At 34.9% G+C, this 24,576-nt stretch carries 17 protein-coding genes and 1 pseudogene; 4 read left to right on the top strand and 14 right to left on the bottom strand.

Annotation, left to right across the window (positions count from 1 at the left end; all coding sequences use genetic code 11):
* Positions 1 to 11 precede the first annotated feature (11 nt).
* From AC1Q51_RS20095 to AC1Q51_RS20115, 5 genes are all read right to left on the bottom strand, one after another.
* Entirely contained in the window at positions 12 to 773 is a 762-nt protein-coding gene (locus AC1Q51_RS20095; RefSeq protein ID WP_110497027.1) for an ABC transporter ATP-binding protein, read from the bottom strand.
* A gap of 283 nt (positions 774 to 1,056) precedes the next feature.
* On the bottom strand, positions 1,057 to 2,133 hold the full coding sequence (locus AC1Q51_RS20100) for a sensor histidine kinase (protein WP_100910132.1): 1,077 nt from the start codon (positions 2,131 to 2,133) through the stop codon (positions 1,057 to 1,059).
* Positions 2,130 to 2,816 carry a response regulator transcription factor gene (locus AC1Q51_RS20105; RefSeq protein WP_100910131.1) on the bottom strand — a complete coding sequence of 229 codons (687 nt, stop codon included), beginning with the start codon at positions 2,814 to 2,816 and terminating at the stop codon, positions 2,130 to 2,132. The genes AC1Q51_RS20100 and AC1Q51_RS20105 overlap by 4 nt, the downstream gene beginning before the upstream one ends.
* A gap of 190 nt (positions 2,817 to 3,006) precedes the next feature.
* Entirely contained in the window at positions 3,007 to 3,957 is a 951-nt protein-coding gene (gene bla / locus AC1Q51_RS20110; protein WP_097822314.1) for a class A beta-lactamase, read from the bottom strand.
* 308 nt (positions 3,958 to 4,265) lie between these two features.
* Positions 4,266 to 4,694 (bottom strand): DUF5412 domain-containing protein, encoded by a 429-nt coding sequence (locus AC1Q51_RS20115; RefSeq protein ID WP_100910130.1) that lies wholly within the window; start codon positions 4,692 to 4,694, stop codon positions 4,266 to 4,268.
* A 521-nt stretch (positions 4,695 to 5,215) separates the two neighbouring features.
* Here AC1Q51_RS20115 and AC1Q51_RS20120 point away from each other — a divergent pair.
* Entirely contained in the window at positions 5,216 to 7,327 is a 2,112-nt protein-coding gene (locus AC1Q51_RS20120; RefSeq protein ID WP_100910129.1) for a TerD family protein, read from the top strand.
* Between the two features lie 211 nt (positions 7,328 to 7,538).
* Here AC1Q51_RS20120 and cypD read toward each other — a convergent pair whose 3' ends face one another.
* Positions 7,539 to 10,736: a bifunctional P-450/NADPH--P450 reductase gene (cypD, locus tag AC1Q51_RS20125; RefSeq protein WP_090977605.1), complete on the bottom strand. Its 3,198-nt coding sequence runs from the start codon at positions 10,734 to 10,736 to the stop codon at positions 7,539 to 7,541.
* Between the two features lie 734 nt (positions 10,737 to 11,470).
* Positions 11,471 to 12,949: a DHA2 family efflux MFS transporter permease subunit gene (locus AC1Q51_RS20130; protein WP_016098696.1), complete on the bottom strand. Its 1,479-nt coding sequence runs from the start codon at positions 12,947 to 12,949 to the stop codon at positions 11,471 to 11,473.
* A 396-nt stretch (positions 12,950 to 13,345) separates the two neighbouring features.
* On the opposite strand from AC1Q51_RS20130, the gene AC1Q51_RS20135 reads away from it, so the two are divergent.
* The gene (locus AC1Q51_RS20135; RefSeq protein WP_000554433.1) at positions 13,346 to 13,939 is read left to right on the top strand and encodes a hypothetical protein; all 594 of its coding nucleotides are present in this window, start codon (positions 13,346 to 13,348) and stop codon (positions 13,937 to 13,939) included.
* 380 nt (positions 13,940 to 14,319) lie between these two features.
* On the opposite strand, the gene AC1Q51_RS20140 is transcribed toward AC1Q51_RS20135, so the two are convergent.
* From AC1Q51_RS20140 to AC1Q51_RS20170, 7 genes and pseudogenes are all read right to left on the bottom strand, one after another.
* The gene (locus tag AC1Q51_RS20140) at positions 14,320 to 16,110 is read right to left on the bottom strand and encodes a S9 family peptidase (RefSeq protein ID WP_151527193.1); all 1,791 of its coding nucleotides are present in this window, start codon (positions 16,108 to 16,110) and stop codon (positions 14,320 to 14,322) included.
* A 290-nt stretch (positions 16,111 to 16,400) separates the two neighbouring features.
* Positions 16,401 to 16,823 carry a YhfM domain-containing protein gene (locus AC1Q51_RS20145; protein ID WP_001167093.1) on the bottom strand — a complete coding sequence of 141 codons (423 nt, stop codon included), beginning with the start codon at positions 16,821 to 16,823 and terminating at the stop codon, positions 16,401 to 16,403.
* 221 nt (positions 16,824 to 17,044) lie between these two features.
* A complete protein-coding gene (gene cuyA / locus AC1Q51_RS20150; RefSeq protein ID WP_001046605.1) occupies positions 17,045 to 18,040 on the bottom strand; it encodes a D-cysteate sulfo-lyase in 996 nt (331 codons plus the stop codon).
* Positions 18,041 to 18,396: 356 nt separating this feature from the next.
* Complete coding sequence (locus tag AC1Q51_RS20155; RefSeq protein WP_492331678.1) at positions 18,397 to 19,629, bottom strand: DUF4073 domain-containing protein; 1,233 nt, start codon at positions 19,627 to 19,629, stop codon at positions 18,397 to 18,399.
* A gap of 327 nt (positions 19,630 to 19,956) precedes the next feature.
* Positions 19,957 to 20,916 carry an RtcB family protein gene (locus AC1Q51_RS20160; protein ID WP_000454386.1) on the bottom strand — a complete coding sequence of 320 codons (960 nt, stop codon included), beginning with the start codon at positions 20,914 to 20,916 and terminating at the stop codon, positions 19,957 to 19,959.
* A 285-nt stretch (positions 20,917 to 21,201) separates the two neighbouring features.
* Positions 21,202 to 21,417 (bottom strand): annotated as a pseudogene (locus tag AC1Q51_RS20165) (RtcB family protein); the annotation flags it as partial.
* Between the two features lie 143 nt (positions 21,418 to 21,560).
* Positions 21,561 to 22,481 carry a class I SAM-dependent methyltransferase gene (locus tag AC1Q51_RS20170; RefSeq protein WP_492331679.1) on the bottom strand — a complete coding sequence of 307 codons (921 nt, stop codon included), beginning with the start codon at positions 22,479 to 22,481 and terminating at the stop codon, positions 21,561 to 21,563.
* Positions 22,482 to 22,696: 215 nt separating this feature from the next.
* On the opposite strand from AC1Q51_RS20170, the gene AC1Q51_RS20175 reads away from it, so the two are divergent.
* Entirely contained in the window at positions 22,697 to 23,278 is a 582-nt protein-coding gene (locus AC1Q51_RS20175) for an AAA family ATPase (protein ID WP_098508562.1), read from the top strand.
* Positions 23,279 to 23,428: 150 nt separating this feature from the next.
* Positions 23,429 to 24,541 carry an LPXTG cell wall anchor domain-containing protein gene (locus tag AC1Q51_RS20180; RefSeq protein ID WP_072939030.1) on the top strand — a complete coding sequence of 371 codons (1,113 nt, stop codon included), beginning with the start codon at positions 23,429 to 23,431 and terminating at the stop codon, positions 24,539 to 24,541.
* Positions 24,542 to 24,576: the final 35 nt, after the last annotated feature.

The following is a 24,576-nucleotide window of genomic DNA, read 5'->3' on the forward strand; positions in this document are numbered from 1 at the left end:
AACTTCCTTCCTTACGCTTTTTGTGTGCCTAAGTTTGCAAGCACGTCTAAAATTTCTTTATAGAATTCTTCACGGGTACCACCGCGATGAATTTCTTTATATAACTCACCATCTTGAATGAATAAAATACGCTGACAGTAACTTGCGCTGTAAGGATCATGCGTCACCATCATAATGGATACACCTTGTTCTTTATTTAAGTTTGTCATCGCATCCAGTAAACTTGTTGCATTTTTAGAATCAAGCGCTCCTGTTGGCTCGTCCCCTAAAATAATTGCTGGCTCATGCACTAACGCACGTGCTGCTGCTGAACGCTGTTTTTGTCCACCAGATACTTCAGATGGATACTTTTGAAGGATTGCTGAAATTCCTAACATATCAGCTACCTTTTCTACTTTCTGTCCAATATTTCGTGATGGGACACCCTGAAGTGAAAGTGGAAGTGCAATATTTTCGTAAATAGATAAATTTTCTAATAAGTTAAAGTCTTGGAAAATGAATCCTAATTTTTGCGAACGGAAATCAGAAAGCTCACCTTGCTTCATTTTCGTAATATCCGTACCCGCAATTTCAACAACACCGCCTGTCGCTTTATCTAACGTTGAAATTACATTTAATAATGTTGTTTTACCAGAACCAGATGGCCCCATAATTCCGACAAACTCCCCCTCATGAATTGAGAATGAAACACCTTTTAACGCGTGTGATTGGTTATCACCTTTTTTACCGTAAACTTTTTGGACGTTTTTCACGTCTACAACTGGTTTCGTCATATATATCCTCCTACGTTTGTTTTTTCATTTCTTTAAAATAAGTTGCTATTCATATTTGCTACTAACAAAATAGTCATGTTGCATCTACCTTTTCCATAAGGCTGTCACGATGTATCCACTTGGAAGCTGTAAAGAAAATTTTATTTTAATTTCTCCACTCACCTCATCGCTTTGAATACATACATGATAAACTATAAAAATTAGGAAACACCCTGAAAAAACCTTAAGAATTCTTAAGGTTTATAAAAAAAAGCTTATGGAACCTGTAATTCCATAAGCCAATCTATTCGATTGGATGTTCAACAATAAAGGATATCCAACCTTCTTTATATTCTGCATGTATATTACCATGATGAAGTTCAACAATTCTTTTTGAAATAGCAAGCCCCAGTCCATTTCCTTGATCATTTTTTCTTGCCTTATCACCCCTGAAAAACCTTTCAAACAATTTATTCGGATCGCTAACAGGCGGTTTCTCGACTTTATTTGATACTTTCAAAATTGCCTTGTTACCTATTAGTTCAAGACATATAGATAATTCGGATGGTTTCATGCTGTACTTTATCGCATTCATAAACAGATTTTCATATACACGTACCATTTTTTCTGCATCTATGAAAATAGGTATTGTTTCTTGTGTAATTGATTTTTGAACGATTAAGCGTTCCTTTTCAAATATAGGAATGTATTCTCCAACTATTTGCTCCAACAAACCTGATAAATCGACTTCATTAAGATTTAACTTAGCATCTACGCCTGATAAACGAGTATATTCAAACAGCTCATCAATTAAATATTTCAGTCTCTGTGCCTTTGAATACGTGGTTTCAAGGTATTCCTGTAATTGTGTTTTACTATTGTATTGCCCTCGTTTTAATAAATCTATATAGCCAATAATAGATGTTAACGGTGTGCGTAAATCATGAGATACGTTCGTTATAAGTTCATTTTTTGTACGTTCTAATCGTCTTTCTTGTTCAAATGTATTTTCCAATTCCTTGGACATATAGTTGATATTTTGAGCAAGTTGGGTCAATTCGTCCTTCCCCTTAATCCCAATTGTCAAACCCAGTTTTCCATTGGCAATATCATTTACATTATCCGAAATGAGCTTCAAATATACTATTTTCTTTCGAACCAATATCAAAAAAAGTATGATAAAGGTAAAGATTGCGAACGCGAATAAGAAAAACAATGCCAAATTGCCTTCAAACATACCAAATTCTTCGTGTTTTACAAATAATGGATCTATGACGTATACCAAAATGAGGATTGTTAAACCAAATGAAATAAAAAAACTAATTGCAACAGCACCAAGAAGTTTTGTAATGATCTTATTTCTGAAACTAACATTCTTCATATTTTATACCCAATTCCCCAAACAGTTTTAATGTAAATGGGATGTTTAGAATCCTCTTCAATTTTATCTCTTATTTTTGTAATATGCACCATGACGGTATTGTCTGATTTATAAAAAACCTCTTCCCAAACTGCTTCATATATTTTTGCTACACTCAGGACACTCCCTTTGTTGCGGGCAAGTAGTTCGAGAATAGCAAACTCTTTTGGAGTTAACCTTGTTTCTTTTCCTCTTATCCATACTTGACGTGTATCTGTATTCACGGTTAAGTCACCAATTTCTAGAATGCTTTTATTATGTTCTATTGATGAATTGTATTTTTTAAACCTTCTTAATTGGGATTTTACCCTAGCGATTAATTCCAAGGGATTAAACGGTTTTGATAAATAATCGTCTGCACCAGAGGCTAGGCCCTGAATTTTGTCTATATCCTCAGATTTTGCAGATAGCATAATGATAGGCATATTGCGATCTTCCCTAATTTTCATACATGCTTCAATGCCATCCATATTCGGCATCATAATATCTAAAATAATCAAATCAAAGTCCTTTTCTTCTAACAGTTGTAAAGCTTGTATAGCATCTTCTGCCTTTTGAGTTTTTAGGCCTTCATTTTCCAGATATACCGAGATAAGATTTCTAATCTCTTTATCATCATCAACAATAAGAATTTTCGACTCCATTTTATTCCTCCACATTAAATGCAATAAGTATTCAATAAAGCATATATTTGTTGTTACTTAGTTAATAAACTTAATAGAGATGGTTTCTATCTTCTTTCTTTACTTAAGACGATCTTTTGTAAAATACACAAAAAGACCGTCACAGTATTGTGACGGAAAAACAGGAAAATTTCAATAACTAATACTATTATTATTTATTTTTAGCTTTTAAGACACCCAGCGCTATTTTGGTTGCTTCTGCAATAAGCTTATCATCGTATTTAGCATCCTCTTTATCATGATTAGAAAGTATCGCAAGAACAATTGGCTTTTTATTTGGTGGCCAAATAATTGCGATATCATTTCTGGTTCCATAAGATCCCGATCCCGTCTTATCAGCTACTTCCCATCCTCCTGGAACTCCAGCACGAATTAAGTTGTCTCCCGTAGTATTCCTTTTCATCCAATCTATTAATAAATCCCGTTTCTCAGTTGAAAGTACATCTCCTAGCGCAAAAGACTGAAGACTAGTAGCTAATGCCTTTGGGGTACTAGTATCATGTACGTCTCCTGGATGCACTTCGTTTAACTCTGGTTCAAAACGTTCAGGATTTGTAACGGTATCTCCTATTTCTCTCAGTGATTTTTTGAATTCACTAGGTCCACCTAATTGTTTAAGAATAAGATTTTGCGCAGTATTATCACTATATCGAAGGGAAGCATCTGCAAGCTCTTTCAGAGTCATACCCCTATCAACATACTTTTCTGTAATTGGATTGTAATTAACAAGATCTTCACGAGTATACAAAACTCTTTGATTTAGATCTTCTATTGATTTCTTTTGTAAAAGTACTCCCACAGCTAAAGCTTTGTGGGTAGATGCGTATGCAAACCGTTTATCTGATTGATACGTAACGGTTTGATTCGTATCAGTGTCCAATGCATAAATACCGAGTTTAGCATCAAATTCTTTTTCAAGTTTAGCAAAAGAATCATTACCAGTAGTTTCTTGTTTGGTTTGATTTGTTTGTTTTGTTTGTTTAGGTAATTCAGATTGAGTATTACCATCGGAACAGCCTATAAGCGTTGCACATGAAAGAAATACTACAGGTACCATCTTTTTGTAATGTAAAATGTTAAAAAACTTGTTTAAGACTATCATACATTTTCAACCTCTTTCAAGAATATATAGTTTTTCTAGGTGTTATACATATCGATACAATTAAAGAGTGTATCGGATATCACTCTTCTTGCATCTCACTTTTCATAAAATGATTGAACTATCATGAACACCTGTTTTATACGTATACTTAATAGACAACCTAAGTAACAAGTTTGTTCCATTTTTATCAGTAGTCGTATCTAGAAACCTAAAAAAGTCCATTTAGAAGATTTAAATGGACTTTTTCACTCATATAATACTATCTATAGTTAAACAAATAAGATTAAATACATTTAAATTTTCTTGTTTTATCTAATAAACTGTTTAGGCATTTCTTTAACGTGCTTATCATCATCACGCCAATCATAGGTTTCTTTCTGCGAAAAATATAAAGTTTGATCTCCAATTCTAACAATATTCTTATTTACCCATTCAATATATGGATCGGTATCTGGATAATTCCAATATATATTTTTCTCTGAATCTGTATCAAGGTTAACTAATTCACCCCTAACAGCATCCGCACTTAATGATCCTGCATTATGAAAATAAATCTTGATGAGATATTTTCCATCTGGAGATTTCACTGTTCGAATTAATTCCCCTTTTGGAACACCTTGCAAACTAAAAAGTTTCCAATATCCAAATCCAATTATAATTACGAACATAGTAAGTATAGTTAGTAATACTTTTCTTTTTGTTTTTTTAATTTCACCTTTTGTATTTATAATACTCATTCAACTCCATTCCATAATATATCAAAAATGAAAATTCCCCTTTAAGAAAAATATAAAAAATCAGACAGTATACTTGAATTGCTCTTCGCATGAGAATATACTAATAAAGCAGGCTATGACGTTCCTTCCTTCTAACTTCTTTGGCGAAATAGGGATGTTACTTTCCTGCTAAACACATAGGCTATGACAATTCTTCCTTCTTTGTAGAAATTTCAAATTGTTTTAGAGTTGTCAATTTCCTATGAAAATAATTAGACTATAAAACCTCTTTCTTCTTTGGGATTGAATAAACTTTAGTTTATCAACCATTGATGTAGAGGTTTTCTTTTCTTAATTAACAAATTACCACTTAACAACTAAATGTTATACCTCTAATTTTTCACTAAAAAATAACTATGTATCCTCTGTGCATTTCTCTACAATTAGTGTCTTTATGCATGTAAAAATAAAAATCTACCACTGAAAGGAGGACAGTCGGACTATTCCCCCTCTTTTATAAGGAGTGAATAGCTGGCGTTCTCATGAAAAATTCTATTTACATAAGAAGAAGTTTGAAAGTAATTATAAAAAGAGAAGAAAATAAACTACCGAACATGTATTTAGCCACTGTTTTAAAAAACTTGGAAAGTTTAGGATTTATTTTTTCCGAGCCTTTAATAGAAGAGTTGCAAACACTTTCGGTTGATGCATTCACATCGTTTTACAAAGAGTTGGTAAAACATTTAAAAGAAATGGTTGGTGCACATATTCAGTTTACTCCTATGTATCCAAACTTTCCGCAACAAATGATGGATTTAAGTGACGCTGATTTATACATCAATGCCGTTATTCATTATGTGACGTTGTGCCTACCTGTATCAAAAGTAGAAGAACGACTTCCTCTTTTAGATAGCGTTGATTTGAAAGTTATTGACTTAGGAAGTGAAGAAGATTTCAATCAAATGATTTCTCAATTGATTAGTGCAAACAGCTCTATTTCCTCAACTGATAAGACAGATGTAGAATGGGCTATTACACACACTGAAGATGTTTCCTGTTTTCTACCTAATGTAATTCCTCATAAGGAAAATATGTCTTTTATACTTGGGGTTTTATTAATAAACAGAAAAATATCAGCCGATGCTGCTGCAAAGTATTTTAAAACAGCAACTGATGTTCTTCGCCTTGCAGTTGCTTTATCTGAAGGTGATGTGAGTTTAGCATCCTCCGTTCGATTCAAGAAGTTTAACCGAGTAGAAAGACGCTTCCTTTTAGGATTGTTAGAGCAATGCGGAAACATTACCGAAGATATGATTCGATACAAAAAACGTTGGATTCGTTTAGGTGAAATTCTTCATCCAGCAGAATATCATACTCGTTTCCCAAAAACCCACCGAGCATTTGAGATGCTTCGCAACAACATTAAAGTTGAAACATTTAATGGAAAAATAGAAGCAGCTTTGTTGAATCGTGATATCATGACAGCAAAAAATCTTTTAAAAACTCGCCCGGGGGAATTTGCCAGACGCTTGGATCATTTAATCCGTTTATGTAGTGATAAGTCAACAGATGTTTTCAATATTCTCGAAGATTTTCTAAGTATAATAGGAAACGTTTCTACTCCTGTATTACTTCAACTCACAGCTCATTTTAAGCATCGAAATGATAAAAATGAATTTCGTACCTTTTTTCCAAAGGGAAATGTAGCAAAAGCTATAGGTATCGAAAATACACTTCCATTTATCTCAGAGGATATTTGTTTAATGATTGTAAAAATGTGTGAAGATACTTTAAAAAATCGCTTCGCAGAACTTCCAAGTCTCGGAAAAGTATTTTTGGATGAACAGTTAAAAAATCACTTAGTTCCCTTCTCTCAACGTTCAGCCAGCAAAGCGCTTCGCACATTATCTCGAGGAAGTAAAGTAGATTTGCCAGAAGGAGATACGATTCGTTTTTTCCTATGGTGGAAAGAAGGCTATGTGAATGGACAACATACAGGACGTGTTGACATTGATTTGTCTGCTGCAATGTACGACGAAGATTGGCAATACAAAGAACATGTATCCTTCACGAACTTACGTTCAAAAAATTTCAAAGCCTACCATAGCGGAGATATTACTTCTGCACCAAAGGGAGCATCTGAATTCATTGATTTCGATATTCCGTCTGTGCTGAAATATGGTGGACGCTATGTAGTTATGACTTTGCTTTCTTACACAGACCAACCATATAAAGATTTACCAGAATGCTTTACTGGTTGGATGGTTCGTCAATATCCTGGTTCAGGTGAAGTATTTGAACCTTCTACTGTTCAAGATAAAGTGGATATTACTGCCGACACCCAAATCTCTATTCCAGTTATTTTAGACTTAAAGGAACGAAAATTGATTTGGACAGATTTGTCTCTTACAAGAGATCTAACTTATGATAATACCATCGAGGCTAATCAAAAAGGTATGATACTAGTTGGAAAGGCTTTAACTAATTTAGTTAAACCGAATTTATATGACTTGTTCCGATTACATATTGAAGCTAGAGGTGAACTCGTTCAAGAAATCGAAGAAGCAGAAAGCATTTTTTCTTTGGATAAAGGGATTACTCCTTTCGATATCGAAAAAATAATATCTGATTTTATTGCTGACCCACAAGACTAACTACATTACAAACATTGATAATGTGTGGAAAATATCCATGTATAATGTCTATGTGAAACAGGACCTGATAGATGAATATCAGGTCCTGTTTTTTATTTAGTAGATACTAAATAGTCCGGTTAATCACTATTCATCTAAATACACTATACTAATAAAGTGAAATTTATTCGAAAAAAATTCATTAGTTAATACGTAACTAATTAAGAAACATTCATATACCAGCCCAAACATCTTTTCCATATCGCCCTTCATCTTGCACACGATCCAACCAATTTCTTGCTTCTTGTTCACTGACTTCATGAATTTCTTGATACGCTTGACAAAGGGTATCTTCTACATCCGGAGCCATTTTACTTCCATCACCACATATATAAAGATGAGCTCCATTATCTAATAACGAAATTAAATTGATTCTATCTTGTTTTATTAAATGCTGTACATATGTTTTTGGATGTCCCTCTAGACGAGAAAAAGCTGTGTGTAAAGAGATTAATCCATCTCTTTCATCATTTTCTAGTTCTGTACGATAGAGATAATCTTTTTCAGGATGACGACAACCAAAATATAGATGCGCTTGTCCTAAGTTAATACCTTTTTGCTTTTGAACACGACGCGCTTGCAAGAATCCACGGAATGGTGCAATTCCAGTACCTGGCCCAACCATAATAATTGGTGTTTCTGGATCTTTAGGCAATTCAAAGTTTGATTGTGGCGTTCGAATGAAACAGATAATCTCATCTTTACTATGACGCTGAGCTAAGTAATTAGAAGCGACGCCTTCATATGTCCCTTCTCCACTCCATGCAGGCGCATTAACAACACCGACCGTAATGCTCAGACGATTGTGTGCAACGAGTGGAGAGCTTGAAATAGAATAGTAACGCGGTTTGAGCGCAGGAAGAAGTTCTAAAAAGCGTTCAAATCGGATTTCACAAGCCTCATACTTTTCAAGAAGGTCCAACATTGAAATCCGTTTCTTTAGTATTTGTTCATGGTAAACTCCTTCTTCTAATAATGCTTCCAATTCTTTTTTATGAGGAGGACATGCTGTGAATGTTACCATTTCTCGTATTTGTGCTCGAGTGGCAGCTTCTTGAACTTCAACACTATAACTAAGAAGGTCCAATAAACTAACAGGACTGTCTAAAGGTATGTGATTTATACTTCGTCCACTTGCACTCAGTATAACTTGATCCTTCCCATTTAATCCAAAACGTTTTAAAATTCGGTTGATATTTTTCTCGCTATTAACTGGCAACACTCCAAGGTGGTCTCCTTCTTTATATGTAGCGCCTTCTGGCAAAGATACCTCGATATGTCGTGTACTTCTATCACTGCTGGGTGATTGGAGTTCACGATTTTCTAGTATAGATGCATAAACTGCTTCATATGTTCGTGCAAGAGGAGATCCTCCAAGACGACTAACAAATTGCAGACTCAAAGTACTGCGCTCTTTTTCCATATTTTTGTTGAGCTCCAATCCAAATGCCTTCATCGCATCAGACCACATGTTTTGTTTCCATTGCTCAAGCTGTTCCTCGAAATCACCACTTGCATCTGCTTCTCCGCGTTTAGAAAATCTTGTTGCTCCTTTTTGAGCCATCTGCTCATCAATGTATCTTGGAATCCGTTGGTAGGTACTAGCCCAATTATGATCTCCACAACCAAAAACTGCGTATTGAACCCCTTTTAGCTCATCTGGTTTTAGTTCCTCCAACCATTGCACAAACTGCCCTGCATTACTTGGCGGTTTTCCATTATAAGAAGAAGTCACAATAAGTACCGCTCCTTCTTTTGGCAAATTTCCAATTCGATCGTTAAGAGCTACCACTTCCGTTTGAACTCCTTCTAAACTAGCTGTATCTGCTAATTCTCTTGCAATACCTTCTGCTACACCTGTATCCGAGCCATACAGAACAAGAAGTGAAAGATTATCGGCCCCAATAATAGAAGGTGTCTTCTGGACGTGCTGCTTAATTTCATCGTTTTTCAGCTTGTCCTCTGTAGGTGCAAGAACAGTAGGATGACTAATAGTTTGTTTTCGGGGTAGAATCCTAATCTTAAAATCACCGGGCTTTAGCGTTAATGTTTGTTTTACGTCCAGCTGATAGTTTTGATAATCGATTAATTCAAAATGTTGAAGAAGCATTCCCATTACAAGAGTCGCTTCATGAAGTGCAAATTGCATACCGATACATGCTCTCTGGCCATTTCCAAATGGCTTATAAGCATGATGAGGAACCTTATCCAGCTCTTCAAATCGTTCAGGTTGGAATTCTTCTACATTGTCTCCCCATGCATCTTTATCCCTATGTAGCTGTGGAATAAGAACAGAAATACGATCTTCTCCTTTCTTAATTGGGTATTTCCCGCCAATCACTGTATCTTCTTTTGCATAGAGACTGAATGCTGGAGCGGTAGGCCATAGACGTAGCGATTCATTTAAAATCATCCGTATATACTTCAGTTTCATAACTTGTTGGTATGTTGGAGTAGGATCCGTCAAAACACGGTCTACTTCTTCATAGGCTTTTTTCAACTTATCCGGATTCTTTAATAAAAAGTAAATTGCAAAAGATAACAATCCACTTGTTGTCTCATGTCCAGCTATTAAAAAAGTGATAATTTGGAAACGAATGTTTTCATCATCTAATTTTTCACCAGTTTCCGGATCCTGTACATTTAACATACGGGAAAGTAAATCATTTTCTTCCTGATTTCCACTACTTTTACGTTCAGCAATAATATTATCTACTAAAGAAAACATAGATTGGATATCATGTTGAAATTGACGTTTCGTTCTCCACATGAGTTTGTCTTCTATATCTAGCCGCTGCAATTGGTGCATCGCCTCATCTAGAGCACGGCTCATGCTAGTGATAAAAGGATGAGGGGTCTCACGATAAAAGCTATTAAATCGGTAATTAAAACCACATAGACCAATTGTATCTAACGTAAGACGAGTCATATCCTCCGGAACATCTACGTTTTCATTCGGATTAAGCCGTGCCCATTTTTGAACGAGTTGTACAGCAAGATCGACCATCATAGCATGGTAATCTTTCATTGCCCGTTGGCTAAATGTAGGCATCAAAATATTATGAGCTTTTTTCCAGTTAGGCTCGTGAGTCTCGCTAGTAAATAATCCGTCCCCAGCAAAGGCACGAACTTTTGCTAAAGCACCCTCTATACTTTTATCGAACCGTGTTTCATCACAAACTTCTGCTACCAATTCATGTCCAGAAACGACAATGATGGTATCACTTAAAGTTTGAATTTGAAAAATGGGACCATACTCTTCCGCTATCTTGATAAAGGATAGCGTCGGTTTATCTTTATCGATTAATGGGAGATTACCCAGCGGTCCATATGTTTTCGGCTGAGGAATGGCAGATACTTTTTTTTCCATTTAAAACACCCTTTCAAAAAAGCATGAAATAAAGTGAAACTTTAATCAGTGGGGGTTTTGTTCATCCCCCACTGATTATTAGTTGAACCAATCGGGCTTTTACGGGCAGTTGGTCCCCCACCTAACTTCTTTGCTTCCGCTAAATTTTGAGGTGGGGGTCTTACTGCCCGTTAATGCGGGATAACATATCCCATTTAATAAAGAAGAAATAGCAACTAATCGCCTGGGATAAAGATATGTAATTGATTACCTTATTTTATCTTTTCCCTAACTATTCATGATTATGATATTGAGTATAAGCTTGGCAATTAGATTTATAACTTGTAGAAAAATACTAAATTAAAATGAAGCGAATAAATATAATTGGAGCCTTTTAATGTTGGTGTTAAAAGATAATCTAAACTTGTAATGTTTATGAGAAATTGCAAACGGATCTCATCTCTTGTATTTGTTTATAAAAAAGATTATTTTGATTCATTTTCTTCTAAAACACCCAAAAATAGAGAAGTTGACGAGCTTAAGATTGTAGTATTCGAAAAATCAGTAGTTTAGTTAAACCAATACGATAAGCAAGTATACCTTGTTATTAATGAAAGAGGACCTGATATGAACATCAGGTCCTCTTTTACTATATAATTATTTCCCTGCTTCTTTTAGTTTTTTCTAGCTTTAAATACCGGCGCCTTAGCAGCAAAAAAACTTGTAGGAATCTTTATCTAGCGTTTTATTCTTCTCTACCGATTTAACTTCTCGACAGCCTCCGCACTTGTATCTACACGTTTAACGAAAAAAACTAATAGTAGTGCAACAACATTCATGCCAAGCGCTACATAAAATGAATATTGAATTCCAGATAATAAAGCCTTCTGAGTTACTATTGCCTTCGTAGTTTCTGTAAAGGTTGTTGGATCTATATCAGACATTAAACTTTCAGCTTTTGTTTTTGTTACAGAGTTCATAATCGTAACAAGGATAGCAGTACCAATCGAACCGGACACTTGTTGAGCTGTATTATTAACAGCTGTACCGTGCGGATTTAAACGAGTTGGTAATTGATTAAGACCATTTGTCATAAGTGGCATCATCACCATCGCCATCCCAAACATCCGCAGTGTGTAAATAAGAATAATATGTGTGTGACTAGAGTCGAGTTGCAGGTTTGCTAGCATATAAGTTGAAACAGCTGTAATGGAAAGCCCCACTATGCCAAGAATCCGAGGACCATATTTATCAAATAGTTTACCTGTAATTGGTGACATAATCCCCATTATAACCGCACCTGGAAGCATCATCAGCCCAGAGCTCAGCGGCGAAATACCACGGACGTTTTGTACATAAGCTGGTGTTAAAATCATACCCGAAAACATGGCCACCGCGTTAACAATTGCAATTACAGACGCAAGTGCAAACATTGGGTACTTGTAAACACGTAAATCCAATAACGGCTCATCCATTTTTAATTGACGAATAATGAAAGCAATTAGGGCAATAGCACCTATGATTAAGGTTGTTAAGACAACTTTATTTGTCCAACCATCGGAGCTTGCAGAACTGAATCCATATAACAAACCGCCAAAACCGACAGAAGATAATAGTAATGAGAGATAATCAAGTTTTGCATTTTTGTTTTGTTTCATGACATTCTCAGATTTCCAAATCCCTAACAGTAAGCTAATGATTGCTAACGGTAAAATCATTTCAAAAAGCAAACGCCAGTCATAATACTCTACAATATAACCTGATAGTGTCGGTCCAATTGCTGGAGCTGTAATCATAACTAGTCCAAAAATCCCCATTGCTGTTCCCCTTTTTTCTCTCGGAAAGCTTACTAGCATAATATTCATTAACAAAGGCCCCATAACTGAAGAGCCTGCCGCTTGAACCATCCGACCAGTAAGTAATAAACCAAAATTCGGCGCTACAGCCGCTAAGGCAGTACCAAGAATAAAAATCACCATAGAGGTAATAAATAGGCTTCTATTCGAGAAACGCGTTATTAAAAATGCTGATGCCGGAATTAATATACCACTTACAAGCATATACCCTGTAGAAAGCCACTGGATCGTTGAATAATCTTGAATGTCTAAATCTTTCATTATTGATGGCAAGGCTACATTTAAAAGCGAGTTATTTAGAAATGAAACAAATGCCCCAATAAAAAGAATTACAAGCATTAAATATGGTGGTTTTCTTTTATGTAATGTTTCACTCATATATTTAATTGCCCCTTCATTATAAATTTCATTGATTCGTTTAAATCGTTTACATATTTGCACAAGAAAACATTACCCTTGCAGTATTTTGCCAAACTCTTCGAATGGATATTCTCTTTTTAGCAATTCCACTTGCCCAACATAACATTTTAAAATCTTTTTGTTGATTAAACCTTTATAAAAATGTTTGTTAACGAAATTTAAATTAGGCTGAAATATATAAAAGAAGCAACTGAAAATACCCTTCTAAAATAAAGTGAAACTTTAAATCAACAAGTCCACACACCCATTCCTTTAAATACAGGCTTGTAGATCTAGTTATGTAACCATCCATAAAAAGGAATATTACATAGGCTAAGTCTAACATTACATTTTTAAAGTGAGGAGAATAAGCGTATGCACCAATATTGGTATTTGAATTCAAAGGGAAACGGGGAACAATATACTAACCAAATTTCATTATATTCACAGCCCGAAATAACTAAATCTGAGGTAATGAATGATTTGAAGCTTCCTGAGAATTGGAGTTACCGAGTCTATCCAGTTAGTTGGGATTCACCAGCCAATTATACGGGGTTCAGTCCCCAACCCCCTCCCTTCTCTTGGGGGCAGCCAATCAATTATGCAGGGATGATGCCCCAAGGACATCCCGATAATTGGACTCCACTACCAGGTCATGAAGGTTTTAATTTTCAAAAACCTTCCTTCCCCTGGGCGCAACCATTCAATCATACAGGGATGTTCGCACAAGGGCATCTTGCCGCTTTACTATCGCCGCCAACTAAGCCTTTTCATTTCAATACCAATAACTCGGGTGTTTTTGGAAACCCTCCAGGATGGGGTAGTCCGTGGGCCCCAATGGGATGGGGAAATAACGGAGGTAACGGTCAGCCAGGAATGCTTGGAAACTTACTTACAGCAGGAAAAGGCACCATGAGTGGAATAGGAATGATCAGTAGTCTAATCGGGATGGGGAAGTTCTTCTTTTAGTTAATTAAAGTGATAGAATTGGTCCGCAGCTCAGACATTCCAACAAAATATTTCATTTTCCATTGATTTAATGTTTTCAAACATGTACTCCTCAATATATTTATTGTGTGCTTCCAATACTCCATCCAAGTTCGTCTCCTTGTCTTTCAATTTATAAAAAAATCTGTTGCAACTCTTTAGACAACAATTCCAGTTCATAAAAAATCGATAAGTTCATAACAAAAACGCCATCTCTTCCTATGATTCTAGGGAAAGAATAGCGTTTTTGTTACGTAACAATTAAGTTGTTTCATTCTTGTTTATTCAATAATTTCATTGTCATTTCTCTGCATTTTTAGCCTGATAGCGATATGATCATAACCCGTAAAATGCCATTTCTTTTACTTATGCTTTGCTAAAAATTCTGTTATGCGACGATATACATATATTTCATTTTCTTTTTTTGAAAATCCATGCCCTTCATCGTCTAATACTAGGTATTCTACATCTACTCCTTGTTCTTGCAACGCGTGAAAAATTTGATCCGATTCTTCCTTTACAACTCGTGGATCATTTGCCCCTTGGATGATAAGGAGTGGTTTATTCATTTGATTTAAGTAAGTAATTGGTGAATCTTGTATAAGCTTATCTTTATCATTATTAATATCACCTATTAAATTAACTGCGAGCGGTTTCCAATTTTCAGGCATAGATTCGATAAAACTAAATAAATTGCTAGGTCCAAAAATGTCAATGGCTGCACGGAAATACTCTGAATGACGCCCGTGAAGCAATAAGGTCATATATCCTCCATAACTACCGCCCATAACAAATAATTTATCAGGAGTTGATATCCCCTGTTCAAATAACCATTCGATCCCTGCTACACAATCTAAACGCGGTGCTTCTCCCCAATCACCTTCAATCATTTTTGTAAACGTTGAACCATATCTTGTACTACCTCTAAAGTTTGGCGCAAAAATATTATATCCCTGCCTTAATAAATATTGAAATAATGCTCTGAAATCTTTCGTCTCAGCACTTTGTGGACCACCATGAGGCCAAAATATTGTATATCCGTTTTGTACTTCTCCTTTCGCCCGGAATAATAATGCTTCTATGTTTAACCCATCAAAAGAGGTATATGTTATAACATCCGGTTCAACAAAAGAAGATTCAGATAGACCAATAACATAGTTTTTTGTTAATGCTTCCCATTCTGTATCTCTATTCTTCTTGTAATAGATGTTTGCTGTTTTCGTCGCACTTTCACCTAGCAAATATAAATTTTCCGATTTTGTAATTTCAATTTGACTTATCGTATCTACCGGAGAATTCAATAGAATTAACTCTTTTTTATCCCATACAAATTTATATAACCTATCTGTAACACCTTTCGACGAAACAATGTAGCCATTTTTTGTTTCAGCATGCCATTTTATATCGGAAATATCTTCCTTCTCTATTTTACAGATTGGTTTGAATTCCTGTTTATTTAAATCAAAAGAAGCTACATAGGAAAACTCTTCTTCATAATTTGTAACGAAAATCACTGTATTTTCATCAATATAAGAAATGGAGCCTACAGTATGTTCTTTCTCAATGGAAGGTACTAAACAAATAAGTTCTTCTCCTTTTTTTACATATCCTACATTATATGTATTACTATATGACTTTAAAACAATGTAACTTGATTCATTCGGACTTACTGCCTCTACATATGTAGGTGTCTCCACACCAGTTAACAACAGCGTATCTTCTTTTGTGCGTATATTATAACAACGAGAGTTTAAGAACATTGGGTTATCTTTACTTGTGACATAGTATAATCGTTCCCCATCCTCTGTTAAATGCACAAAGTAATCCTTTTCTGTCTCTCCTGCTGGAATCAATTCAAGCAATCCACCACCCTCTGGTTTTAATGCATAAATATGATAATTTTCATCCCCATCTTTATCAAATCCAGCTAAAATAAATCGATTTAAAGAATCCATTTTAATAAAATTGCTTGATTGATTACAATATGTTAAGGGATAAGGGGATAAATTGGGTAAATCCATCGCCCATAAATTAGAATGACCATTTAAGTTTGTACTAAAAATTAATTTTCCTTCATCTTCACTAACTGTAAACCTACCAATACTATAGGATCTAAAAAATTGTTCAGCATCTTCCATAGGAAATTGAATCATCTTTCTTCCTCCACTCTACCTTATATCTAAAAATTCAGAACATCTTATATATAAAGATTCTACATTTTCCTATTTATCCCTTTTGGGTTTTATTTAGATTTACTTCTACCTTCTACTTCTTCTTATTAACATTACATAACGATGCGGAGAGTTTTTTAAACAACTCTTCTTTTAGCAGTGAATATATTCTTTACTATTTCACGATTACTTCTCATTCGATATTTCTCACTAATTATCCCTCAAAGCGAAAAATAAGCGGGGAATTAGAGAGCAAAATCTACCATATACTTTTATTCAGCTAACTTCTCACCAGTAACAATCTTCATAAAAGCAGCTGCGTCTTTCTCTGCTAATTGAGCGTACTGATTATCCCCCTCCATTATTTCTACTTTATCCTTATTAGGACTAATCCACATTTGATATAAAACAGCTTTCGCTTCTATTTTCGGATTTTTAAACTGAAAAACAAACTGATAATCAGCTGAACGAGACATTTCCACCTTTTTATTTTCAAAGTTAGTATCATTTAATATTTTCTTTACTTGCAATACTTTATTCTTGTCTGTAATTACCTTCAAATCCTCATAATGATTATCACCAGCATGTTTTTGCACTTCGATTGTTTGATTATGATTTCCTATATTATTTGAACAGCTGGTTACTACAAATAAACAAATCACGCTGAAGACTAAATACAAATTTCTAATTTGCATAGCGCTCTCCGCCTTTAGTGTATATAATAGTTCACTTCCATTACGCTTTTAAAATGTAAAATAAGAATACACCCCATAAGCCACAAATAAGATTAATAGAATAGAAATGCCGAGTGCCGTATATATAATCCATTTTAAATTTGAATTCATATCATCCTCCTACCTTTCGGTAATTCCAGTATATAACAAAAAAAGCATTGGATACCCAATGCTTTTTACACTTACGCAAATAAAGAAGTATTCGCATATAAAGCTGGTGAACCACCTGAATGTACGAATAAAATATTGTCTTCCTTATTAAATTTACCTTTTCTAATTAAGTCGATTAATCCCGCTACTGCCTTACCTGTATACACTGGATCAAGTAAAATACCTTCTGTTTTCGCAAGTAACTGAACTGCCTCTACCATTTCCGGCGTTGGTAACGCATAGCCTGGTCCTACATATTCATCAAAGCACGTAACAGCGTCGCGCGGGATAAAGTTTGGAATACCAACGTGTGCTGAAGTTTCATCTACAAGTTTTGCTACTTTCTCTTCTTGCTCAGCTTTTCCTCTACTTACGTTAATCCCGATTACAGGAATATGGCTTTGCGTTCCAGAAAAACCAGTAATTAAACCCGCATGCATACCAGCGCTACCGCTTACGCAAACAACTGAACTGAAATCAATTCCTTGCTCAAATGATTGCGCCATAATTTCTTGGGCACAAGCAACGTATCCCATTGCGCCCGTAGGGTTTGATCCACCAACTGGAATTACATATGGTGTACTACCTTTTTCACTTACTTCTTGTGCTACTTTATGCATCTCTTCCATCAGGTCTGCTCCGTTCGGTACAACAATGACGTTTTCAGCACCTAATAAGTGATATAAGAAATAGTTTCCGTTAAAGTCTCTCTTCTCTTCTGGCTCAAGCCCTTCCTCTAATACAAGAATACATTTCATTTTTTCTTTTACCGCAGCAGCAAGTGTCAGGCGGCAATGATTTGACTGAATACCACCAGCTGTAATTAACGTATCTGCACCCTTTTCCTGTGCATCCGCAACTAAAAATTCTAACTTTCTCGTCTTATTACCACCGGCTGTTAAACCAAGTAAATCATCTCGTTTAAAATAAATAGTCGGGCCACCAAGTGCTTCTGAAAAATTGTTTAACTTTTCAATTGGTGTATATGATTCTGTATATTTTTTTCTCGGGAATTTAGCTAAATTCATTGTAACGCTCCTTTTGTACTTCTTTCGCAATATATGTAACGTTACTATTATTACATGTAAAAATGGTGAAGTCATCTTTATGGGTTAAAAATGTATTAGAATTTCATTTTGATAAGTAAAACCGTATTAATGATTTTAACTTAATTACGGTACATGAAATTTATATCAACGATTTTTTAAATATATCGTTCATTACTTACAATATATCAACGATTTTTCAAATATATCGATCGTAACTTGCAGTATATCAACGATTTTCTTAATATATCGATCTATCGACAAAAAACGACAGACAGGCAACCCCTTTCTCATCAACAAAAAAAGAGCCCACACATTCAAATGCAGACTCCCTCCAATCACTTATTTACCGAAAAACGAAGTAACTGCGTTAATCCCGGCTCTAAATTCATTTCACCTTTATGACGTACGTATACAGTTTTATCTCCATCAAATTTCTGAGGATTTGCTTGACTATACGTATGCCACTCATTCGTTCCTTCTATAGAATACTCCATATATTCATTTGCACCGACAATTATATTTTTACGATCATCTGCCGTTACATTTGGTGCCATCTGCGCAATTTTTGAATCACTAATTAATAACTTCTTTATATCCTTATCACGTTTGTAATCGTAAGCTGTCACAATTACATCGTTACCATATGCTTTCACTTGTAACCCTTGTTTAAATGAATAGCCATCTGGAGCAGTTTTCTCTCCTCCATTTGGCCCTGCTGACATCCAGCCTGTTTCAATCCCGCCCGTATTTACAACAGTGAAACCTTTTTCATCTCCGCCTGTAATTTTCTTTTTACCAGCCCAGTCAGGTAAGTTTAAATCCCAATGTGTATGACTCGTGAAGAAAACAACCTGCGGATAGTCTTTTAATATATCGTACAATTTATCCACGTTTAAATAATCTTGTAAATATGGTGATTGTCTTGATCCAGATACTGTATCAGGTAAAACGTGATGAGAGAAAATAAAGATTGGCTTATTTTTATCTTTTTGACTATACTCTTCTAAATTTTGTTTTAACCAACCTAATTGCTCATCACTCATATATACTTCGTCCCACATTTTTGAATCGTGGTATTTCATATATTTTTCAGTTCCTAAAAATAAAAGTGGATAGCCATCTAATTCTTTTTTATGATATACCTTTTCTTGTCCACTAAATTGTAAGTAGCGACCAAATAGTGTTTCTTCCGTTACACCATTTGGCCATGTACTTTGAGAGAGTTTCCCATCCGCTGTCCATTTACCAGCATAAAACTCATGATTCCCAACAGTAGACCATACATTTTCTGGATGCTTATTTTTATTTAACACACGCTTTACATCCTCATATTGTGACTGTTGTCCAGTCGGCGTTATATCCCCATTCATAATAAGCGCTCTAGAAAGTGGCGTCACTTTGTTCATATCTTTTAGCACATGATCAAAATCCCCTAAATCACCTTGAATATCACTAATAACATTAAAAGTTGTAGCTGATTTTCGCGCTTGCTCTTTCCCTTCCGCATGCACTGAAAACGTCGGTAATAATGCCGCCATAACTGCTAACGAAGCAACTGTCTTTTTCATACAAATTCTCCCCCTAATAATAGAATGTACAAACTGACATGTTCTGCTTTCTCTTAGGTGCTTGTCCAATTCACATTATAAGGAGGGATTGTAAAGATAGATGGAATAAAAAATTAAGTGTTTTTTAAGAGATTTTGTCTTTTTTTCACACTCCACAATTAGTAATTCGCGCCAATCTAGCTTTCTAGTCTTTAACATTACATAAATGTAAATGAATATGATGAATCTCTTCGTTTGATATGTTGTCTTTTTAATCTTTGTTATATAACCGCCACAAAATACGCTCTCTTTTCAAGTTCTCTTCATTTAATAAACGTTACTCCCCTTCTAGTTCGCTTTAAAATTATAAATCGGCTTAATAATATGTTTAATATCAATTGTTTCTTTTGTATTCTTAATAATTTCATCCATTGGCTTATATACCATTGGTGCTTCATCTAAAGTACTTTCTGCAACAGATGTAGTCCAAACCTCTGTCATTGTATTTTGAAAATCCTCTAAGTTAAGTACTTCTTTCGCCTTCTTACGGCTCATAATACGTCCTGCTCCATGAGGGCCAGAAAAGTTCCAATCTGGATTTCCTTTACCAAATGCAATGATAGAACCGTCTCTCATATTAATTGGAATGATTACTCGTTCATCTTTCTGAGCTGAAATAGCACCTTTTCGTAGAATCATATTTTCCATATCGATGTAGTTATGAATTGTAGTGAATTGATCGGTTACATTCCAATCCATTTTAGTGACGATTTCATCAATCATTGCTTTACGATTTAACTCCGCATATTTTTGAGCAATTTTCATATCATTCATGTAATCTTTAAATCCTTGTCCTTCTAAATAAGCTAATTCTTTGCGAATCACCGGTTTCTTAATTTCACGTAAAGCTTCATGTATTTCTTGTTGTCTACCTTCTTTCGTTAAACGTTCAATGATTTCTTCTTTAATAGATTTAACGTTTATAAGTTGCTCGTAAGCAAAGTTTTGATAATACTCTGCTACCTGTTTCCCTAAATTACGCGAACCACTATGAATGACAATGTATACATTCCCTTTATCATCCTCATTCAGTTCGACAAAATGATTGCCCCCGCCAAGTGTACCAATACTTTTTTGAGCACGTTGCAATGTAAACGGGGCTCTTACACTATCAAAATCAATCATTTTTGAAAATCTATGTTCCTTATCTCGAATACGAAAACCACTTGGGACAAATTTACGTATCGTTTCGTCTAAGTGATCGAAGTTGATTTCCTCTTTTTTCTTATTAATCATAACAACTTCCATGCCACAACCAATATCGTACTTACCTCTCAGTTTCCTGAAAGAGTGGACTATACCTTCTCTACAGTCATCGAGATATGCAGTCTCTACTGTAGGCTCACCGTATTAATTATTCCTCTTCAATTCAAAATGGATGAGGAATAATTCTGTACCTTAGTCTGCTAACATGGTACAAGTCTCTGAACCATTCGATTATGTCACCATAACCACTGGCTGCTGATTGCCCTCGCCTTTTATCGTTAGGGTTCCCAGTCAATTGAGTGAGTAGTTTAAAGTCTGAGCCGATTAGTTAACCCCGACTAAATTAGGAACAATCTTATCTTGAATTGTCATTGTTGTCCCAATCGTACAACCTGCGCCCGCATGTGTATCTGGCATAATACGGATCTTGCTATCCTTTACGAATTGTTGGTTACAAAGATCAATAATTTGACCTGCTGCAGTTTTTTCTACATTCGTAGTAAACACTTTTGCTTCATTGTATTTCCCTTGTAATTTCAACATCTTCTATTTCCCCTTTCCTTTAGTTTCTACAAAACATTAATTTATAGATATTATATATTTATAATTATATTTTCCACCACTACAGCTCATTTCCTTTTTTATAAAGAAAGACACAGAGATTCCTCCCCATGCCTACTAATTTCCTACCTTTTTACCGCATGTACATAATGTACTGTCTCAAAAGCTTCTAAATAATCGTTTCGTCCTTCAAAATATAATACATCAATATCCTCTGGTGATAAATGCTCATAAATGAGTAAGCCCGCCTTCTCTAACAGTGCTTCCATTTCAGCATAAGAATAACATGATTTCATCGGTTCTCCGCCTACCGCAGCCATTTTCACCATATTTTCAACTCGATTGGACAGTCCTTTTTTCGTAAATAAGTTTTCATCGGGATAATCGAAAACGATAGAACTCCCTTCTGGAACCATAGCGAATAAACATTCTATTAAACTAGAAAACTCTTCTTTTGTTAAATAATACGAAACACCTAAAAGACTAAAGAAAGTCTTTTTATTTTCAAATCCTTCATTGCGTAACTGTTCATAGGAAAATTCTTTCGTAAAATCCATTGAAACAAAATGAAGGTTATTTGGAACTTCAAGTTCTGCTTCTTTTATTCTTTCCTTCTTAGACGCTTGCGTAGAAGGATGATCCACTTCAAATATTTCTATTTTATTTTCTAATTCTCGGTGTCTAAGACTGAACGTATCTAAGCCTGCACCGAGTATGACGTATTGTTTTGCTCCTAATGTAATTTCATGTAAGAATACTCTTTCACAATATGCCGCACGTGCTAAAGGTGTTGGTGATAACTGAACTTGTGTAATCCATTTTAATATTTCTTTTGGATTGTCTTGAAACTGCTCTGCGATATCTTTATTGAAAAAGTGTATCCCTTTAACCATGTTCGTTTCAATATCGTTACGTTCTTTTTGTGAAATGAAATCTTTAGCTACATAATCATCAAAGATTTTAGAATTATCAAAGTCACTATGATATACTCTGCTGAAAGCCGATACTAACGACGTTACACTTGCTTCACCTTGTTTCACGCACATACACTCTCCTTCATTTTCACAACAAAAATAGGGTTCCCCTGGCCAGGAGAACCCTATTATACACCTTATTTTTATATTGGTAAATTATAGCATAAATAAGTTTTTTTGTCAAGTTTTCAGCCTACTAACGCTCCAATAATTTGTGTAATCTCTAGCAGGAAGATTTCGATCTACACCGAATATTCCAGTTCATAACAACACAAATGGAGGGCGTCATGAAAAGATTAGTCATCATTACAGTTGGAAAAACACACAGTGGAAAAACTACATTTGCAAGAGCATTAGAAAAAGAGTTACCCCACTCTTTCGTTATGGATCAAGATAATCAAGCTGAATTTATTAACACGCATTACGAAAAATTACAGCCGGCTAAAGGCCCTAATACATTTAAGCACGGTCTTTCAAAATTCATTGTTGATTATGCGAAAGAACATTCAAATTTACACCTTATTATTTGTAATTCCAATCGCAGTAAAAACGGAAGATTCTATTTACTAAACGAATTATTTCCACAGAATGAATATGTACGCATATTAGTTCATTTTGCCATTCCAGATGATGTACTTTATGAAAGAGTAGGCCTTAGTAAACGAAGTACAAATATTTTTAGGGGAAACTATTCCAGTTTCAAAGAAGTACTCCATCGCCAACAAGTTAAATCACTACATGAAGACGTAGTAGATCCTATAGAAAATGGAGCTGATTATTTGTTTGTTATTCGTAACAGTAAGGATGTAAACTCTACTATATTAAAAATTGTCCATCTTGCTAAAGAGTTCTCCCCTACTCCAAAATAAGAGACTATAAAAATTACATAATCATAGATTATTATGCAAATACTTCCTCTAGACGGCGCAGATGGTATATAATGATGGAAGAATCTACTTCTATATGCTCATTTTTACACAAAACAGCTCATGCATATGAAAGAAAAGAGGTACAAAAATATGAAAACAAAACAAACAATCGCTGCGTCTACACTAGCTTTAGCAATGATTGCTGGCGCAAACTCTGCTCATGCAGAAGTAAATGATGCTACTCCTCAGCAAAGTACGGGAGATCGATTAGCTGAAATTAAGCAACATAAACAAGAGTTAGATGCGAAATTACAGCAACACAAAGAAAACGTGGATCAAACATTAAATGAACTTAACAAAGTTAAGGAAAATGTTGATACTAAGGTGAATGAACTACATGAACGTAAACAAGTTGCTGATGAAAAGATTAACGAAGTTAAACAGCATAAACAAGAACTAGATGCAAAACTTCAGCAAGACAAACAAATCGCCGAAGATAAAATTGCTGAAATTAAAGAGCATAAAAAACAAGTAGAAGATAAAGTTGCTGAAGTAAAAGAGCATAAGCAAAATATCGATAACAAAGTTAATGAGATTAAAGAACATAAACAAACTGTCGATGAAAAAGTGAATGAAATGAAGCAACATAAAGAGAACATTGATCAAAAGGTTAATGAACTTAAGGAAGTTAAAAAACAAGTAGATGAAAAATTAGCTGAGTTAAAGAAAGCGAAACAAACTGCTGAAGACAAACTCGCTGAACTAAAAGAAAACAAGCCGAATACTGGTAACACGTTAGAGGAACTTAAGAAAATTAAAGGCAATTTAGACAGTCTTTCCGCTAACTTAGAACTAGCTAAACAAGATGTAAAAAACAAACTAGCTGAATTACAAAAGGCTAGAGAAGATTTACTAAATAAAATTAACGAAATTAAACAATCGAAACAAACTGTTTCAGACGATTTAACAAAGAAAAAACAAGACTTAGATATTAAAATCAACGACTTTAAGCATACTGAGAAAAAAATTGACGACAAATTAGCTGAGTTACATACAACGAAGCAAAATGTTGATAACAAGATTAATGAAGTATCACAGTCTAAACAAACGCAAACAGATAATGGTACTAAAAGCAATAACGCTAAAGAACTTCCTAACGCTGGTAGCGAGCAATCAAACAATATGGCTCTAGGAATGCTATCTGTATTAGGCGGGATTTTATTACTTACTCGTAATAAAATTAAAACGTTATTCTCTAAATAAATCCATTAAAAAAAGGAAAACCGCACATACAGGTA

The organism is Bacillus sp. MT94, from assembly GCF_058792475.1.